The organism is Paraburkholderia sp. SARCC-3016, assembly GCF_031119615.1.
Lineage (GTDB): Bacteria > Pseudomonadota > Gammaproteobacteria > Burkholderiales > Burkholderiaceae > Paraburkholderia.
In genome coordinates this window covers 84,807-101,575 of sequence record NZ_JAVHZD010000017.1, presented here as the reverse complement: position 1 = coordinate 101,575, position 16,769 = coordinate 84,807, and the positions used below count along the sequence as shown (strand labels likewise).

Sequence of the window (16,769 nt, the reverse complement as noted above, 5' to 3'; positions counted from 1 at the left end):
CGCGCGCCTAGCTCTGCATCAAGCGCTTCTGCCGCGATACGCTCATGATCAGCCCGATCGCGACGCCGAGCGTCGTCAGCGCGGTGCCGCCATAGCTCATGAACGGCAGCGGCACGCCGACCACGGGCAGAATCCCGCTCACCATGCCGATGTTGACGAAGGCGTACGTGAAGAACGCCATCGTCAACGAGCCGGCCAGCAAGCGACCGAACAGCGTCGCACCGTTCGCCGCGATAAAGAGCCCGCGCGCGATCAGCGCCATATAAAGCGTGAGCAGCACGAGCCCGCCCGCGAGGCCGAATTCCTCGGCGTACACCGCGAAGATAAAGTCCGTGTGCTTTTCCGGGATGAACTCGAGGTGCGCCTGCGTGCCCTTCAGCCAGCCTTTGCCGAGCGGTCCGCCCGAACCGATCGCGATGACCGCCTGAATCGTGTGGAAGCCCTTGCCGAGCGGGTCGGATGTCGGGTCGAGCAGCGTGCAGATACGGTGTTTCTGATAGTCGTGCATCAACGGCCACTGCACGTCAGGCTGGCAAATCTTGTCCTGAAACGTCGCGATCGACGCGACCGCGATCACGCCGGCGATCAGCACCGGCACGATCAGCCTGAAGCTCAGGCCCGCAAAATAGATGACGAACAGGCCCGACGCGAAGACGAGCACGGCAGTGCCGAGATCGGGCTGCTTCGCGATCAGCCCGACCGGTATGGCGAGAATCACGAGCCCGACGAGGTAGTCATACCAGCGCATCACGCCTTCGCGCCGCTGGTAGTACCACGCGAGCATCAGCGGCGTCGCGATCTTCAGAATCTCGGACGGCTGGATCACGACGCCGACGTTGATCCAGCGCTTCGCCCCCTTGCGCGTGAGCCCGAATAGCGCGACCGCGATCAGCAACGCGACGCCAAACGTATAGGCCGGCACCGCGAAGCGCATCAGCGTATTCGGCGGCACGTTCGCGAGAATCCACATCAGCACGAACGTCAGCATGATGTTGCGCAGTTGATCCTCGACACGTCCGGGCACGTCGAGGCTCGCGCTGTACAGCGTGACGATGCCGACGCACAGCAGCAGGAACACGATCAGCGCGAGCGGCTTGTCGAAGCCCGCGAACATTTTCTTGATGCGATCGAGCCAGGCGCGCTTGTCGAATTGCATGCCTCTCTCCTTTATTCGTCGATGCCGCCGCTAGCGCGCGCGGGCGTAGGCGCGGGCGATGCGCCTTCTTCACGCGATGGCGCCACGGCGGCCGGTACGGCGTCGCTGGCCGGACGCCGCCGATGCGGGCCGGTGGGACGCGAGGTCCTGGCCGGGACGGAGGCCGCGGCGGCTGCGCGCGCACCCGAAGCGCCTGCAGGCGCTCGAGGCGCGACGGCCGACGCGCCCACCGCTTCGCTCGCCGCCTGCGCGTCCGATGCCGCTGCCGGCGCGGAAGCCGTCTTCGCGGCGCCAGGCGGCGGCGGCAACGGCGTATAACCGGCCGCGATGGTCACCGGCTGCACGGCATCGGTCGCGCTTGCGCCAAACGGAGCCAGGGCCGGCGCCGGTGCCGATGCCGCGTCGCCGATCACCGGCTCCGATGCCCCTTCGGTTGCCGATGCCGCCGCGCTCACCGCTGCTTCCTGAGCGCCGGGCTTGAGCCGGTCGATCAGATAATAGTCGAGCACGCGCTTCGCAATCGGGCCGGCCGCCTGCGCGCCCCAACCGCCGTTTTCGACGATCACGGCGACCGCGATCTTCGGGTTTTCCGCCGGCGCGAACGCGATAAAGAGCGCGTGGTCGCGCAGTTTCTCGGCGAGCGCATGACCGCGGTACTTCTGCCCCTGCAGCGAAAACACCTGCGCAGTGCCGGTCTTGCCCGCGACGAGATACGTCGAGTTGCGGAACACCTGATACGCGGTGCCCGACGGATTCGACGTGACGTTTTCCATGCCGCGCTTGACCACGTCGATGTCGGTCTGCGAGACGTTGATGCGTCCTTCGTCGCGCGGCACGGTCAGCCGCATCTGATGCGAGATCGGATTTTCGATTTCCTTCACGAGGTGCGGCTTCATCAGCACGCCGTTGTTGGCGAGCGTTGCGGTCGCGTGCGCGAGCTGCAAGATCGTGAACGAGTTGTAGCCCTGGCCGATGCCGAGGCTGATCGTCTCGCCTTCGTACCACTTCTGCTGCTCGGGCTTGCGATACGCCTTGCGTTTCCATTCGGTCGACGGCAGGATGCCGCGCGCCTCGCCGGCGATATCGATGCCGGTAATCTGGCCGAAGCCCCACGGCCTCATGAAATTAGCGATCGCGTTCACGCCGAGGTCGTGCGCAAGCATATAGAAGTACGTGTCGTTCGACACCATGATCGCGCGGTTCATGTCGATCCAGCCCTGACCCTGCGGCACGTCGTTGCGGAACGTGTGGCCGCCGAACGTGTACGAGCCCGGATCCTGGAAGCCCCATTGCGGCGTGCGCTTGTGCAGCGTCAGCGCGGCGAGCGCCATGAACGGCTTGTAGGTCGAGCCCGGCGGATACGTGCCGTGCAGCGGCCGGTTCAGCAGCGGGTGATCGGGCGAATTGTTGAGCTCGTCCCACGTCTGCTGGTCGATGCCGTCGACAAACGAATTCGGGTCGAAGCTCGGCGCGGACACGAAGGCGAGCACGTCGCCGGTCGACGGTTCGATCGCGACGAGCGCGCCGCGCTTGCCCGCGAACGCCTGCTCGGCGACCTGCTGCAAGCCGATATCGATCGACAGCACGAGGTTGTTGCCCGGCGTCGCCTGCGTGCGCGACAGTGTGCGCACGGGCCGCCCGCCCGCCGTGACCTCGACTTCCTCGAAGCCGGTCAGGCCGTGCAGCTCGGTTTCGTAGCTCTGTTCGACGCCGATCTTGCCGATGTAGTCCGTGCCCTTGTAGTTGTTCGCGTCGAGGCGCGGATCGTAGTGATCGGGGTCGCTATCGTTCTGGTCGGAAATGTCGTCGATGCGTTCCTGGTCGCGCTGAGAAATGCGGCCGATATAGCCGATCACGTGCGCGGCCGTCGGCCCGAGCGGATATTGGCGGAACAGGCGCGCGCGCACTTCGACGCCGGGGAAGCGGAAGCGCTGCGCGGTGAAGCGCGCGACTTCGTCATCGGTCAAACGCGTGCGGATCGGCAGGCTTTCGAAGTTCTTCGAGTCTTCCTGCAGCTTCTTGAAGCGGCGCCGGTCGCGCGCATCGATCGCGATCACGGTCGAGAGCTTGTCGATGACGTTTTCGAGCGTGTCGTTGAGCTTCGACGGCGTGATTTCGAGCGTGTACGCCGAATAGTTCTTCGCGAGCACGACGCCGTTGCGATCGGTGATGATGCCGCGATTCGGCACGATCGGCGCGACCGAGATGCGGTTTTCGTCCGCTTGCAGCGAATACTTGCTGTAGTGCCAGACCTGCAGGAACAGGAAGCGGAACGCGATCAGCCCGAAGCAGACGAACACGAACAGCCCCGCCGCGGCGACGCGCAAACGGAACCTGTTCAGTTGCTGCTGGGTGTCTTTGAATTCGGTCATGCGGTTTTGCGTCGGCTCCGGTTCATGCCGGCGGCCTCGACATCAGATAGGCCGGGTGTCGTCCGGATCGGCCGGACGGCGCTGCGGCATCAGCAGCAGCACGCTCGCGAGCGGCCACAGCGCGGCTTCGACGAAACCGTCGATCAGATAGCCCCAGCCTGGAAACGCCGCGCCGGTCAGCAGGCGGATCACGAACGGCACGACCTGTGCGACGACGAGCAGCGGCATGACCGCGAAAATCTGCACGGGCAGCGTCATCCACAGCACGCGGCGGTGAATCGTGATCGCACCGTACGACAGCAGCGTATAAGCGAGCGCGTGCTCGCCGAGCAGGCTTGCATTGTGCACGTCCATCAGCAGGCCGAGCATGAATGCGATGCCCATGCCGACCTTGCGCGGCTGATGCACGTTCCAGAACAGCAGCACGAGCGCGACGAAGTCGGGCACCCCGGCGAGGCGCCCCCACGGCATCATGTTCAGCAGGAACGCGGCCGCGAGGCTAAACGCGATGAAGTACGGGTTGACCGGCTGCAGGATGTATTGCGGACGGTTCACTGTCGGGTCCCCCGAGCCGTTTGCGGCGTTTCTCGAGCCGCTTGCGGCTTTGCGGCCGATTTCGCCGCCGGCTTTGTGGTGGGTTCTGCCGCCGCCGGCGCTCCCGGAGCCGCGCTGCCCGCCGCATCCCGGTCGTCGGCTTTCGCGCCGCCCTTGTCCTTGTCGGGCGCTGCCGTCTTGTCCGTTGCCTTCGCGCCCTTCTTCTTCGCGTCTTTTGCGGCGCTGGCCGCATCGGGTTCGTCGGCGGGCCGCGGCGGCACGTCGTTCTGATAGTGGAGCACGAGCAGTTGCCGTGCACCGCGCACCTGCGCGATCGGCAGACAGACGACATGCGCGAACGCGGTATCGGCCTGCTTGTCGACGCGCACCACCTTCGCGACCGGCAGACCCGGCGGATAGACGCCATCGAGGCCGCTCGTGACGAGTTCGTCGCCCGCGAGCACGTCGGCGCTGATCGGCACGAAGCGCAAATCGAGCGTATCGCCCTTCGGCGTGCCGTAGATCACGCTGCGCAAGCCGGTACGCACGATCTGCACGGGCACGGCCTGGTCTTTATCGGTAAGCAGCGTGACTTCCGCCTGCATCGGGAATACGCGCGTGACCTGACCGACCACGCCATCTTCGTTGACGACAGGCGAGCCGTCCTGGATGTTTTGCTGCGAGCCGCGGCCGATCACGACTTTTTGCGTGAACGGATCGCGCGTGTCGTACTGGACTTCGGCGGGCGTCGACTGAATGGGCGAGCGTTGCGACAGTTGCAGCAGCGCACGCAGATGCGCGTTTTCCGCCGCGAGTTGGGCCGATTCGTTGGCCTGCTGCGAAAGCCGCAAGTTGCGTGCGCGCAATTGCGCGTTGTCGGCGCGCAACGTGGCGCTCGTCACGGCGAGATCGGCCGCGCCCATGAAGAGGTCGCGCGGCACGAGGGCCGCGCGCTGCAGCGGATAAAGCCCCGCGCCGAGCACGCCGCGAACGATTTCGAGCGTTCTGAAGCGCGCGTCGGAAATCAGCAGTGCGAGCGCGAGCACGACGAAAAAGATCAGCCGTGCAAGCGCCGACGGGCCTTGCTTGAACAGGGGCGGCGGACTGTATTCCATGGTCGGCGCCGTGGACGTGAGCGGTTAGATGAAACTTTGACGCACGACAGGGCGCGTGGTGCGGCGAAAAATGTCGCGCACCCAGCGCGCGGCGGCTGGGGAAGCCAGCCGTACGATCCGCGCCACTGACATGGAGGCCGACCCGCTTACTCGTAAGAGAAGATGCTGCCGAGCTTGTCCATGCGCTCGAGCGCCATACCCGACCCGCGCACGACGCACGTGAGCGGGTCTTCGGCGACGAGCACCGGCAGGCCGGTTTCTTCCGCGAGCAGACGGTCGAGATCGCGCAGCAGCGCGCCGCCGCCCGTGAGCATCATGCCGCGTTCCGCGATGTCGGCGCCGAGTTCCGGCGGCGTTTGCTCGAGTGCGATTTTCACCGACGACACGATCTGGTTCAGCGGATCGGTCAGGGCTTCGAGGATTTCGTTGCTCGAGATCGTGAAGCTGCGCGGGATGCCCTCCGACAGGTTACGGCCCTTCACTTCCATTTCCTTGACTTCGGAGCCCGGGAACGCGGAACCGATTTCTTTCTTGATCGCTTCGGCCGTCTGCTCGCCGATCAACATGCCGTAGTTACGGCGGATGTAGTTGACGATCGCTTCATCGAACTTGTCGCCGCCGACGCGCACCGAGCCCTTGTAGACGATGCCGCCCAGCGAGATCACGCCGACTTCGGTCGTGCCGCCGCCGATATCGACGACCATCGAGCCCGTGGCTTCCGACACCGGCAGGCCGGCGCCGATCGCGGCGGCCATCGGTTCTTCGATCAGGTACACCTGCGAGGCGCCCGCGCCGTGCGCGGCTTCCTTGATCGCGCGGCGCTCGACCTGGGTCGAACCGCACGGCACGCAGATGATGATGCGCGGCGACGGCGAGAACATCCGCGATTCGTGTGCAGTCTTGATGAACTGCTTGATCATCTGCTCGGTGACGGTGAAGTCGGCGATCACGCCGTCCTTCATCGGGCGGATCGCTTCGATGTTGCCCGGCACCTTGCCGAGCATCTGCTTCGCTTCGCGGCCGACGGCCTGGATGGTTTTCTTGCCGTTCGGTCCGCCTTCCTGGCGGATCGAGACAACGGAGGGTTCGTCGAGAACGATGCCTTTGCCACGCATGTAGATCAGCGTGTTGGCGGTGCCGAGGTCAATGGCCAGATCGTTGGAGAAATAGCTGCGCAAAAAACCAAACATTCAAAATCCTGTCTCGCTTGGGGCCGGGCCTCGCACCGTATGCGGGAGGGCGGCAGCGGAAAAATTAAACAGCTTCACATTCGGGGTGATACAACCGGGCTTCGCATGAACGCCGACAGACGCGGGACATCGGACGTACGGAAACCACTGGAAATCACGCGGAAAACTGAAGCTGCTGGAGAATCTACTGTGCAACGAACCGGCAACTGCCGGAGAACTGATCACAAGGCTGTTTCAGCTTCACTTCTGCGCTTTGCTTCAGCGCATGCCCAGAAAGGCCTTGGTAAGTCGGTCCGGGTTTGGGTCGAACGCGTAATGATACCTTATAATTTTGCTGGATTTGAAGGAAACGAGCGGCACTTTTTGCCGCCCCGCGGCCCTTTTTCGACGGGCCGCTCCAATGATTTAACCCGCTGTCGCAGCATCGTTTTTCCTCGTTGCGGCAGTCCGGGTCCCATTCCGGTGAAACAATGGCTTTGACCCTGACCGATGTGAAACGCATCGCCCATCTTGCGCGACTCGAACTGGCCGATGCCGATGCCGAACATACGCTTGCGCAACTCAATGAATTCTTCGGTCTCGTCGAGCAGATGCAGGCGGTGGACACCGCCGGCGTCGCGCCGCTTGCGCACCCGATCGAGCAGATCGAAGACGTCGCGTTGCGTCTGCGCGCCGACGCGGTAACCGAAACGGTACGCCGCGAAGACTTCCAGCGCGTCGCGCCCGCGGTGCAGGACGGCCTGTATCTGGTGCCGAAGGTTATCGAGTAATTGTCCGTACAGGAACACCGCAATGCATGAGAAAAGCCTGACAGAACTGCGTGCCGCACTCGCCGCGAAGCAATGCTCCGCGGTCGAACTCGCGGACCTGTACCTGAAGCGTATCGCGGCAAGCAAGAGCCTCAATGCGTTCGTCCACGTCGACGAAGCGCGCACGCTCGAAGAAGCGAAGGCCGCGGACGCGCGCCTCGCAGGCGGCGATGCGGGCCCGCTGACGGGCCTGCCGATCGCGCACAAGGACGTATTCGTCACGCGCGGCTGGCGCGCGACCGCCGGCTCGAAGATGCTCGAGAATTACACGAGCCCGTTCGACGCGACGGTCGTCGACCGTCTGGCGCGCGCGGGCATGGTGTGTGTCGGAAAAACGAATATGGACGAGTTCGCGATGGGTTCGTCCAATGAGAACTCCCATTTCGGTCCCGTGCACAACCCGTGGGACACGGCGGCGGTGCCGGGCGGCTCGTCGGGCGGTTCGGCCGCGGCGGTGGCCGCGCGCCTCGCGCCCGCTGCAACGGGCACGGACACCGGCGGCTCGATCCGTCAGCCCGCGTCGTTTTCGGGCATCACCGGCATCAAGCCGACGTACGGCCGCGTGTCGCGTTACGGGATGATCGCGTTCGCGTCTTCGCTCGACCAGGGCGGTCCGTTTGCGCAAAGCGCGGCCGATTGCGCGCTGCTGCTCAACGCAATGGCCGGTTTCGACGAACGCGATTCGACGAGTCTCACGCGCGACGACGAAGACTTCACGCGTTATGTTGGACAGGCCTGGCAAGGCGCCGCGAGCGGTCATGAGAAGCCGCTCGCCGGCCTGCGCATCGGCTTGCCGAAGGAATACTTCGGCGACGGTCTTGCCGACGATGTACGCGCGTCGATCGACGCCGCGCTGAAGACCTACGAGTCGCTCGGCGCGACGCTCGTCAGCGTCTCGCTGCCGAAAACCGAGCTGTCGATTCCGGTCTATTACGTGATCGCGCCGGCCGAAGCCTCGTCGAACCTGTCGCGTTTCGACGGCGTGCGCTACGGGCATCGCGCAGCGGACTACCGCGATCTGCTCGACATGTACAAGAAATCGCGCGCCGAAGGCTTCGGGCCCGAAGTGAAGCGCCGCATTCTGGTCGGCACGTATGTGCTGTCGCACGGCTATTACGACGCGTACTACCTGCAGGCGCAGAAAATCCGCCGCATCATCGCGCAAGACTTCCAGGAGGCGTTCAGGCAGTGCGACGTGATCATGGGGCCAGTTTCGCCGACGGTCGCGTGGGATATCGGCGCGAAGGGCGACGATCCGGTGCAGATGTATCTCGCCGATATCTACACGCTGTCGGTGAGCCTCGCGGGTCTGCCCGGCATGAGCGTGCCGTGCGGCTTCGGCGCGGGCGCGAATGCGAAGCGGCCGGTCGGCTTGCAGATTGTCGGCAACTATTTCAACGAAGCACGCATGCTGCAGGTTGCGGACGCGTTCCAGCGCGTGACCGACTGGCATCGCAAGTCGCCGGCGGGAGTCTCGGAAGCATGATCATGAGCAAAGAATGGGAAGTCGTAATCGGTCTCGAGACACACGCGCAACTGTCGACGGTCTCGAAGATTTTCTCGGGCGCCGCGACGCAATTCGGCGCGGAACCGAACACGCAAGCGTGCCCCGTCGACCTCGCGTTGCCCGGTGTGCTGCCGGTCGCGAACCGCGGCGCAGTCGAGCGCGCGATCCGCTTCGGCCTCGCGATCGGCGCAACGATCGCGCCGCGCAGCATCTTCGCGCGCAAGAACTACTTCTATCCGGATTTGCCGAAGGGCTACCAGATCAGCCAGTACGAGATTCCGGTCGTGCAGGGCGGCAAGGTCACGATTCAGGTGCCCGCCAATGAAAAGGCCGGCAAGGACGCGTACGAAAAGACGATCAACCTGACGCGCGCGCACCTCGAAGAAGACGCGGGCAAGTCGCTGCACGAAGACTTCGCGGGCATGACCGGCATCGACCTGAATCGCGCCGGCACGCCGCTTCTCGAAATCGTTACGGAGCCGGAAATGCGCAGCGCCGCCGAAGCGGTCGCGTATGCGAAGGCACTGCATGGTCTCGTCGTGTGGCTCGGCATCTGCGACGGCAACATGCAGGAAGGCTCGTTCCGCTGCGACGCGAACGTATCGGTGCGGCCGGTCGGGCAGAAGGAATTCGGCACGCGCGCCGAGATCAAGAACCTGAACTCGTTCCGCTTCCTCGAAGAGGCGATCCAGTACGAAGTGCGTCGCCAGATCGAACTGATCGAAGACGGCGGCACGGTCGTGCAGGAAACGCGTCTGTACGATCCGGACAAGCGCGAAACGCGTTCGATGCGCTCGAAGGAAGACGCGCACGACTACCGCTATTTCCCCGATCCGGACCTGATGCCGCTCGTCATCGAATCCGCGTGGATCGAGCGCGTGAAGAGCGAGATGCCCGAGCTGCCCGAAGCGATGCAGCAGCGGTTCGTCGAGCAGTACGGACTCACGCGCTATGACGCGGGCGTGGTCGCATCGAGCAAGGCGATGGCCGCGTATTACGAAGCGGTGGTCGCGAAAACGGGCGCCACGCAGGCGAAGGTCGCGGCAAACTGGCTGATGGGCGAAGTATCGTCGCAACTGAACCGCGAAGACCTTGCCATCGATGCGAGCCCGGTCAGCGCGGCTCAACTCGCGCTGATCCTGCTGCGCATTGCCGACGGCACGATCTCGAACAAGATCGCGAAGGAAATCTTCGTTGCGATCTGGGAAGAGAAAGCGACCGACGACGCCGCGGCCGATCGCATCATCGAAGCGAAGGGGCTGAAGCAGATTTCGGATACCGGCGCGCTCGAAGCGATCATCGACGAAGTGCTCGCGGCAAACCAGAAGTCGGTCGACGAATATCGCGCGGGCAAGGAGAAGGCGTTCAACGCGCTGATCGGCCAGGCGATGAAGGCGACCAAAGGCAAGGCAAATCCGCAGCAGGTCAACGAACTGCTGAAGAAGAAGCTGTCCTGACGCGCCTGAAGCAGCGGGATTTCGCCAATGCCGGTGTGCTGCATGTACTGCATGTACTGCACAAAGGGCGCGCTTCGGTCATGATGGGCTGTTGCCGGATCGAAAGGACCGGACAACAGCCCTTTTGCATTTGAGCGTGCATCGTCACATCAGGAAGGAGACGGACCCAATGGCAAAGAAACCGGAACTCGACGATTTCCGCGTACCGTTCTTCGAAGAAGGCAAGAAGAGCGGCGCGTTCAAGCTATCCGATTTCGATCCGGGCACGAAGCCATTCTCGAGCGGCACGAAAGAGTCCGATCGCGAGACTCTGCTCGAGCTGGGCACGAAGCTCGACGCGCAACAGGAGCGTTTGCATGCGCAACGCCGCCACCGCGTGCTGCTCGTGCTGCAAGGCATGGACACGAGCGGCAAGGACGGCACGATTCGCGCAGTGTTCCATGAAGTCGATCCGCTCGGGCTTCGCATCGTGCCGTTCAAGGCGCCGACGCCCACTGAAGCGGCCCACGATTTTCTCTGGCGCGTGCACGCGCAGGCGCCGATGGCGGGCGAGCTGACGATCTTCAACCGCAGTCACTATGAAGACGTGCTCGTGCCGACCGTGCTCGGGCAATTGAGCAAGGCGCAGCGCGAACGCCGTTACCGCCATATCCGCGACTTCGAAGCGATGCTCGCGGACAGCGGCACGACGATCGTCAAATGCATGCTGCACATTTCGAAGGAGGAGCAGCGCGAACGGTTGCAGGCGCGCATCGACGATCCGACGAAGCACTGGAAGTTCGAGCTGTCCGATCTCGATGCGCGCAAACTCTGGGACAAATATCAGGATGCCTATAGCGACGCGCTCGCTGCGACGTCGACCGACTGCGCGCCCTGGTACATCATTCCCGCGAATTCGAAGTCCCATCGCAACTTGATGGTCGCCGCGCTACTGGTGCGCATGATGGAGTCGCTGAAGCTCGAATATCCGCCGGCGAAGGAATCGTTGAAGGGCGTGATAGTCGAATGAGCGACGAATTTCGCGGCGGCGTTCGCGTCGCTGCTGCACGAAAAACAACCGATCGAATCGACAATAAAGGAATGACATGTTGCGCGTGATCACGGCCAATCTGAACGGCATCCGCTCTGCGTCCAGCAAAGGCTTTTTCAACTGGGTTGGCGAGCAGAACGCCGACGTGCTGTGCGTGCAGGAAATCAAATGCTCGCAGGACGATATGACGCCCGAGTTTCTCGCGCCGCACGATTTCACCGGTTATTTCCAGCATGCGGTGAAGAAAGGTTACAGCGGCGCGGGCGTCTATACGCGGCACAAGCCCGACGAAGTGGTCATCGGCTTCGGCAGCGAAGAGTTCGACGCCGAGGGGCGTTACGTCGAATTGCGGTTCGGCAAGCTATCCGTGGTGTCCGTCTATGTGCCGTCCGGGTCGAGCGGCGAAGACCGGCAGCAGGCGAAGTACCGCTTCATGGACCTCTTCATGCCGCATCTCGCGGCGCTGCGCAAAGAGCGCGAAGTGATTTTGTGCGGCGACGTGAATATCGTGCACAAAGAGATCGACATCAAGAACTGGAAGAGCAACCAGAAGAACTCGGGCTGCCTGCCCGAAGAGCGCGCGTGGCTCTCGAAGCTCTTCGACGAAGTCGGCTACGTCGACGTGTTTCGCACGCTCGACCAGCGGCCCGAGCAGTACACATGGTGGAGCAATCGCGGACAGGCGTATGCGAAGAACGTCGGGTGGCGCATCGATTATCAGATCGCGACGCCGGGCATTGCGTCGAAGGCGAAGCGCGTCGATATTTTCCGCGACATCAAGTTCAGCGATCATGCGCCGCTGACGATCGACTACGATCACACGCTCGCGAGCTGACGATGGGCGCGTGCGCGCGCGTGGTTCCGCACCGGGCGCGGGGGCTTGTCAATCGCGCGCCGCGGTCCGCCGCGAACGGCCGACGCCCTGGTACTCCGGCAACGTATCGACGGTCTTGCCGATCGCCTTCGCGTACAGCGGCAGCATGTCGGACAGCCGTTTCACGATGTCCTGGCGCCGTGCGGTCGTGTACGGGTGTACATAGATAAAGCCCTGGTCGCGGTTGTTGCGTGTCGCGACGGCGAGCTTGTCCCACAGCGTGACGGCTGCACGCGGATCGTATCCGCTACGCGACGCGATCTCGCTGCCGATCACATCCGCTTCGGTTTCGTCGGCGCGTTCGTATTTCATCTCGAGCAGTTGCGAGCCGATGCCAAGCGGCGACTCGCCGAGATCCGCGAGTCCGAACAGCTGCGGAATCGGGCCCGAGCCCAGTTGCGCGGCCTGCTGCTCGCCAAGCCGTTCGCGCGCATGCTCGCGCAGCGCGTGCGCGATTTCATGGCCGATCAGCATGGCGAGCTCGTTGTCGTTGAGTTTGACGCGATCGAGCATCCCGCCATACACGACGAGCTTGCCACCCGGCAGACAGTACATCCGGATATCGGGCGAGCGGATCACCGCGATGTCCCACTTCCAGTGTTTCGTGCGGTCGCTCCACTTGAGCGAATAGGGGATGAGCTTGTCGGTGATCGTGCGGACGCGTTCCACGCGCGGGTCGGTCGGCGGATACAGGCGATGCGCGTGATTGGCGCCGCGCACGATCTCATTGAACTCGTCGGCGGCCTGGCCTTCGAGCATCGACGATGGAATCAGATTGCGAAATGCCGCGAAATTGCCATAGCGCAGTTGCTGGCTCGGCTGGAAGGGCGTCGACATGGCGAGCGCGCCGGACGCCGCTGCGGCCGAAGCGGCGCTCGCGGGCGCCGCAGCGCCTGAGGACGCTGCAGCGGCTTCGGACTTCGGTGGGGCGGGAGTGTTAGCGCCGCCTGCCGCCCCGGTAGCAGCGCCGTTCGATGCATTCGCGGGCGCGGCATTCGAAGCGTTACCCGTCGCGTTGCCCGCGGCATTTGCGGAGGGATTGTTCGGCGCATTCGCGGGCTTCGCGGTGGGCGACGCTGAAGTCGCATTCGACGTCGATCCGCCCGCGGCGCCGGCTGCCGGATTGCCTGGCGACGCCGCATTCGGAGCAACATTGGCAGGCGCCGCGCCGGCGCCCGAACTCGCACCCGCGCCGGCGGCGGAACCCGCACCGCCCGCTTCCGCCGCGACCGCACCCGTCGATACCGCAAAGGCGCCAGCGCACACGAGCGCGAGCAGCAAACGCGCCCGATGCATCAGACGAAAACGGCTCCGGCGCGCGTCAGTCCAGGGCTTCAACCATCCTTGCAGCCCATCCAGCCGATCCAGTCGGCCCCTCACGCATCGCCGAACCTTTTCCGTCACGACGGTCTCCTCCACGGCGCAATCCGGAACAAAAGTAGCATACCGGGCACGGCGAGAAGCGTGCATGCAATGAAGTAATGGAACCAGCCGAACTGCGCGACGACGTAACCGCTTGCGGCCGACGCGAGTGTGCGCGGCACCGAGGCGAGGCTCGTGAAAAGCGCGAACTGCGTGGCCGTATAGCGTGGGTCCGTGGTGCTCGCGATATACGCGGTGAATGCCGCGAGCGTCAGCCCTGTCGCGAAAGTTTCGAACCCGTAGACGATGGCGAGCGCAAAGAGCTTCGGATCGAGTTGCACGCTCCAGTTGGCCCCAAGCCACGACATCAACTGCGTCACAGTATGGCTGATCGACGCCGCGAGATGATAAGTGGGTGCATCGGGGCCGCCGTGGCCGAACTGCGCAAGCCACGCAAAGCCGAGCGTCGACACCATCTGTAGGAATCCGAAGATCCACAGCCCGCGGCCGATGCCGATCTTCATGAGCCAGATGCCGCCGATAATGCCGCCCGCGAGGCTTGCGCCGAAGGCGGTCGTCTTTGCGATCACGCCGATTTCGGTGCGCGAGAAACCGATGTCGAGGAAGAACGAAGTGGACAGCGTGGTCGCCATCACGTCGCCGAGTTTATAAAGAAAGATAAAGCCGAGCACGAACAGCGCGCCGATCCAGCCGTCGCGCAGAATGAACTCGCGGAACGGCTCGACGATCGCCTCGCGCAGGTTCTTCGGCGGCGCGCCGTGCACTTCGGGCTCGCGCACGACGAGCGTCATGATCATGCCCGGCAGCATGAATGCCGCGGTGAATGCAAACACGGTCGCCCACGGCAAATGGTCCGACAGAATCAGCGCAAGCGACCCGGGCACGAGCGCCGCGATCTTGTAGGCGTTCACATGCACGGCGTTGCCGAGCCCCTGTTCGGTGTCGTGCAGCAGTTCGCGCCGGTACGCGTCGATCACGATGTCCTGGCTCGCGCCGAAGAACGCAACGAGCGCAGTCAGCGCGGCGACGGTCCAGATCGAATCGCGCGGCGACACGATGCCGAGCGAGGCAATCGCACCGGCCACGAGAATCTGCGTGACGAGCATCCAGCCGCGCCGCCGCCCCGGTCGCCAGCCAGGCAGACGCGGGATGAAGCGGTCCATCAGCGGCGCCCAGACGAATTTCCACGTATAGGGAAACTGGATCAGCGCAAAGAGGCCGATTTCCTTCAGATTGACGCCTTCGGAGCGCAGCCAGGCCTGCACCAGATAGACGAGCGTGAAAAGCGGCAGACCCGACGTAAAGCCGAGAAAGACGCAGATCAGCATGCGCGTGTTCAGGAACGCGCGCCAGCCGGGATGTTCTTCGTGAGCGTTTAGTGCGGGCGCCTCGTGTGGCGGGTTCGACATGAGCGGATGGCGTTAGATTTTCTTGACGCGATAGACCGCAAGACTACCACGCCAGTTCACGCCCCAACGCACGGTCTGGCCGCCGTGCAGCACGACGCGATCGAGAATTTCAATGCCGACTTCGGGCGCGAGCGCCTCGAAGTCCTTGATGGTCAGCACGCGCACGTTCGGCGTGTTGTGCCATTGATAAGGCAGCGACTTCGATACCGGCATCCGGCCCTGTGCGACGGCCAGCCGATGCGGCCAGTAGCCGAAATTCGGGAATGACACGATGCACTGCTTGCCGACGCGCACCGTCTCGCGCAGGATCGCCGCGGTCTGGTGAATGGTCTGCAGCGTCTGCGAGAGGATCGCGAAATCGAAGCTGCCGTCTTCGAAAAGACGCAGGCCGTCTTCGAGATTCTGCTGGATCACGTCGACGCCGTTCTTCGTCGCGGCCAGCACGCCCGCGTCGTTGATCTCGATGCCGTAGCCCTGCACCTCGAGTTCTTCGGTCAGGAGCGACAGCAGCGAGCCGTCGCCGCAGCCGAGGTCCAGCACCGTGGCGCGCGGCTCGACCCAGCGCGCGATCGCGCGGAAGTCGGCGCGTGTCGACAGGAGTTCGAAGGCTTGCGGGTTCATGCGTTCACCTCGAGCGCGATGCGTTCGTAGTAGACGCGCATCAGGTTGTGATAACGCGCGTCGTCGAGCAGAAACGCGTCGTGGCCGTGCGGCGCGTCGATTTCGCCATATGTCACATGGCGCTTGTGATCGAGCAGCGCTTTCACGAGTTCGCGCGAACGCGCCGGCGCGAAGCGCCAGTCGGTCGTGAAGCTCGCGATCAGATACTTCGCCGTGGTGTGCGCGAGCGCCGCGGTCAGATCGCCGTCGAAAGCCTTGGCCGGGTCGAAGTAGTCGAGCGCACGCGTGATCAGCAGATACGTATTCGCGTCGAAATACTCTGCGAACTTGTCGCCCTGGTAGCGCAGATAGGACTCCACTTCGAATTCGACGTCGAAGCTGAAGTTGTAGACGTCGAGCGCTCCTTCGGCGCGGCGCAGCGCACGGCCGAATTTTGCGGCCATGTCGTCGTCCGACAGATAGGTGATGTGGCCGATCATGCGCGCGACACGCAAGCCGCGTTTCGGCTTCACGCCGTGCGCATAGTAGTCGCCGCCGTGGAAGTCCGGGTCCGACAGGATCGCCGAACGCGCGACTTCGTTGAACGCGATGTTCTGTGCGGACAGTTTCGGGGTGGACGCGACCACGATGCAGTGCGCGACGCGGTCGGGATACATCGTGCTCCACGCGAGCGCCTGCATGCCGCCGAGGCTGCCGCCCATGACCGCGGCGAAGCGCTCGATGCCGAACGCGTCCGCGACGCGCGCCTGCGCGTTCACCCAGTCTTCGACGGTAACCACGGGAAAGCTCGCGCCGTACGGGCGGCCGGTCGACGGATCGATGCTCATCGGCCCCGTCGACCCGAAGCACGAACCGAGGTTGTTCACGCCGATCACGAAGAAGCGGTTCGTATCGAGCGGCTTGCCGGGGCCGACCATGTTGTCCCACCAGCCGACGTCCTTCGGATTGTCGGCATAGACGCCGGCCACATGATGCGACGCGTTGAGCGCATGGCAGACGAGCACTGCGTTGCTGCGTTCGCTATTGAGCGTGCCGTAGGTTTCGACCATCAGGTCGTAGTCGGCGAGCGAGCTGCCGCTTTGCAGCTGCAGCGGCTCGGAGAAATGCATTTTCTGTGGAGCGACGATCCCGATCGATTCCATTTATGTCCGCCTGTGACGATTGCTGGGCGGCTAAACGGTGTCGGCGACGCGCAAGAGGCGATTTCGCGCTGACGACCTCTTTAGCCGCATTTATGTGAACCGGGGACCGTGGGTCCGGCAGGTTCGCGCGCCCGCAATCGAGTCAGCAAATCGGCGCGCTACAACATCTA

Annotated in this window: 14 protein-coding genes; 5 read left to right on the top strand and 9 right to left on the bottom strand. The window is 63.9% G+C overall.

Features of this window, described 5'->3' with window-relative positions:
* Positions 1-7 precede the first annotated feature (7 nt).
* The 5 genes from rodA to QYH69_RS18400 form a co-directional block, all read right to left on the bottom strand.
* Positions 8-1,156 (bottom strand): rod shape-determining protein RodA, encoded by a 1,149-nt coding sequence (gene rodA / locus QYH69_RS18420; protein WP_308833261.1) that lies wholly within the window; start codon positions 1,154-1,156, stop codon positions 8-10.
* 11 nt (positions 1,157-1,167) lie between these two features.
* Positions 1,168-3,528, bottom strand: a complete 2,361-nt coding sequence (gene mrdA / locus QYH69_RS18415; protein ID WP_308833260.1) for a penicillin-binding protein 2 — start codon at positions 3,526-3,528, stop codon at positions 1,168-1,170.
* A 42-nt stretch (positions 3,529-3,570) separates the two neighbouring features.
* Complete coding sequence (gene mreD, locus QYH69_RS18410; RefSeq protein WP_219798327.1) at positions 3,571-4,083, bottom strand: rod shape-determining protein MreD; 513 nt, start codon at positions 4,081-4,083, stop codon at positions 3,571-3,573.
* Positions 4,080-5,177, bottom strand: coding sequence for a rod shape-determining protein MreC (mreC, locus tag QYH69_RS18405; RefSeq protein WP_308833259.1), 1,098 nt, complete (start codon positions 5,175-5,177; stop codon positions 4,080-4,082). The genes mreD and mreC overlap by 4 nt, the downstream gene beginning before the upstream one ends.
* Positions 5,178-5,323: 146 nt before the next feature.
* The gene (locus QYH69_RS18400) at positions 5,324-6,367 is read right to left on the bottom strand and encodes a rod shape-determining protein (protein ID WP_017772379.1); all 1,044 of its coding nucleotides are present in this window, start codon (positions 6,365-6,367) and stop codon (positions 5,324-5,326) included.
* Positions 6,368-6,837: 470 nt separating this feature from the next.
* Between QYH69_RS18400 and gatC the strand changes: the two genes are divergently transcribed.
* From gatC to QYH69_RS18375, 5 genes are all read left to right on the top strand, one after another.
* The gene (gene gatC / locus QYH69_RS18395) at positions 6,838-7,137 is read left to right on the top strand and encodes an Asp-tRNA(Asn)/Glu-tRNA(Gln) amidotransferase subunit GatC (protein WP_308833258.1); all 300 of its coding nucleotides are present in this window, start codon (positions 6,838-6,840) and stop codon (positions 7,135-7,137) included.
* A gap of 22 nt (positions 7,138-7,159) precedes the next feature.
* Complete coding sequence (gatA, locus tag QYH69_RS18390) at positions 7,160-8,662, top strand: Asp-tRNA(Asn)/Glu-tRNA(Gln) amidotransferase subunit GatA (RefSeq protein ID WP_308833257.1); 1,503 nt, start codon at positions 7,160-7,162, stop codon at positions 8,660-8,662.
* A 2-nt stretch (positions 8,663-8,664) separates the two neighbouring features.
* Complete coding sequence (gene gatB / locus QYH69_RS18385; RefSeq protein WP_308833256.1) at positions 8,665-10,140, top strand: Asp-tRNA(Asn)/Glu-tRNA(Gln) amidotransferase subunit GatB; 1,476 nt, start codon at positions 8,665-8,667, stop codon at positions 10,138-10,140.
* 169 nt (positions 10,141-10,309) lie between these two features.
* Entirely contained in the window at positions 10,310-11,149 is an 840-nt protein-coding gene (locus QYH69_RS18380) for a PPK2 family polyphosphate kinase (protein ID WP_308833255.1), read from the top strand.
* A 76-nt stretch (positions 11,150-11,225) separates the two neighbouring features.
* Positions 11,226-12,005: an exodeoxyribonuclease III gene (locus QYH69_RS18375; RefSeq protein WP_308833254.1), complete on the top strand. Its 780-nt coding sequence runs from the start codon at positions 11,226-11,228 to the stop codon at positions 12,003-12,005.
* A 48-nt stretch (positions 12,006-12,053) separates the two neighbouring features.
* On the opposite strand, the gene QYH69_RS18370 is transcribed toward QYH69_RS18375, so the two are convergent.
* The 4 genes from QYH69_RS18370 to QYH69_RS18355 all read right to left on the bottom strand — a co-directional run bounded on the left by QYH69_RS18370 (position 12,054) and on the right by QYH69_RS18355 (position 16,599).
* Positions 12,054-13,340: a M48 family metallopeptidase gene (locus tag QYH69_RS18370; protein ID WP_374992448.1), complete on the bottom strand. Its 1,287-nt coding sequence runs from the start codon at positions 13,338-13,340 to the stop codon at positions 12,054-12,056.
* 104 nt (positions 13,341-13,444) lie between these two features.
* Complete coding sequence (locus QYH69_RS18365; protein ID WP_308833252.1) at positions 13,445-14,836, bottom strand: AmpG family muropeptide MFS transporter; 1,392 nt, start codon at positions 14,834-14,836, stop codon at positions 13,445-13,447.
* A 12-nt stretch (positions 14,837-14,848) separates the two neighbouring features.
* Positions 14,849-15,457 carry a methionine biosynthesis protein MetW gene (gene metW, locus QYH69_RS18360; protein WP_308833251.1) on the bottom strand — a complete coding sequence of 203 codons (609 nt, stop codon included), beginning with the start codon at positions 15,455-15,457 and terminating at the stop codon, positions 14,849-14,851.
* Entirely contained in the window at positions 15,454-16,599 is a 1,146-nt protein-coding gene (locus QYH69_RS18355) for a homoserine O-acetyltransferase (protein WP_308833250.1), read from the bottom strand. Before QYH69_RS18355 ends, metW begins: the two co-directional genes overlap by 4 nt.
* Positions 16,600-16,769: the final 170 nt, after the last annotated feature.